At 74.9% G+C, this 1072-nt stretch carries 1 pseudogene; it reads right to left on the reverse strand.

The features are described from left to right. Positions 1-1072: pseudogene (locus ACWFRU_RS42485) on the reverse strand (hypothetical protein); the annotation flags it as partial.

Raw genomic sequence — 1072 nt, forward strand, 5'->3', positions numbered from 1 at the left:
ATCCGGGACCGCGGCTGCGGGTTCCTGGGTGACCGGTGCGCGATCCGGCTCGGGATCGCTGTCCGCCGCTGTGCTCTCCGGGGTGTCGGCGGCGGCCGGCGGCGCCGGGGCTTCCTCCGGCTTCGGCTGCGGCTCGTCGTCGGTGACGCCGTCCATCTCGGGGGCTGTCGTGTTCTGCGCGGCCGCAGGCGGCTCCGCAGGACCGGTGTCGGCGACCGGCTCGCCGGGGCCCGGCTCGGTGGTGTCCTCCGGGGCCTCCGGCTCGTCGTCGACGGCCACGAGGGCCTGCTCGGCAGGCGCCGTTGCGGCGACCGTCTCCTCTGCGGGGTCCTCGGAGAGGGCGGCCAGTTCCGCCTCGAAGGCCTCCACCGTCGCCTGCGAACGGGAGGCCAGCAGAGTGGCGACCGCCCGCACCTCCCTCAGCGGACCGAGCAGGACCTCGTCGACCACGGGCTCCAGGGCGTCGCTCCAGACCGCCACCGTGTGGACCTGACGCACCAGGTCGTCCGGCGAGCCCGCCGGGCCGTCAAGCAGGGACTGCTCGGCGTCCCGATATGCCGCCGCCAGCTGCGCGACGGGGTTGGTCGGGGCCCCGGCGCCGTCGGAACGCTGCTGCCGGTCGGCCTCGTAGTAGCGCTGGACCGTGGGCAGGGCGTCCCACCGTGCGAACGCCTCGCCCAGGCGCCCGATGTCCGCCTGCGCTTCCTCGTCGGTGTCGTACGGCTCGGCGGGGTCGAGCGGCGGCACGTCCACGTCCAGGAGCACCACGTCCAGCTCCGGCAGTTCGGCGGCGGCCGGTTCCTCAGCCGCCGCCGACATCTCCTGATGGTGCGCCAGGGTCATTGCCTCGCCGGCGGGGGCGCGGTCGGCGTACCCGGCGACGTCGGCGCGCTCGCTCCAGCTGCACACACACCACGCCTCAACCCACTCCTGGGTCGGGCCGCCGAGGGTGACAGCCGTCGCGTGCTGCACTCCGTCGGCGACCGCCGTGGCGTGGAGGCGGAGGCGGTCGAGCATCGGCGCCCATGCGGACATGTAGCTGTCGACGGCGGTGCAGGACGCGATCAGGGTC

Source organism: Streptomyces sp. NPDC055099 (assembly GCF_053607685.1).